Raw genomic sequence first — 307 nt, 5'->3', positions numbered from 1 at the left:
AGCGCCCGGACTACGGGGGTTTCTAATCCTGTTTGCTCCCCATGCTTTCGCACCTCAGCGTCAGTATTAGGCCAGAAGGCTGCCTTCGCCATCGGTATTCCTCCAGATCTCTACGCATTTCACCGCTACACCTGGAATTCTACCTTCCTCTCCCATACTCTAGCCGTGCAGTTTTGAAGGCAATGCCCAGGTTGAGCCCGGGGATTTCACCTCCAACTTACACAACCGCCTACGCGCGCTTTACGCCCAGTAATTCCGATTAACGCTTGCACCCTCTGTATTACCGCGGCTGCTGGCACACTTCCAT

1 rRNA gene is annotated in these 307 nt (G+C 54.7%); it reads right to left on the bottom strand.

Features of this window, described 5'->3' with window-relative positions:
* A 16S ribosomal RNA gene (locus CE491_RS30035) occupies positions 1-307 on the bottom strand; the annotation flags it as partial.

It is taken from the genome of Pseudomonas bohemica, assembly GCF_002934685.1.
Lineage (GTDB): Bacteria > Pseudomonadota > Gammaproteobacteria > Pseudomonadales > Pseudomonadaceae > Aquipseudomonas > Aquipseudomonas bohemica.
The sequence above is the reverse complement of the archived record's forward strand: the minus strand, read 5'-3'. Positions and strand labels throughout refer to the sequence as shown.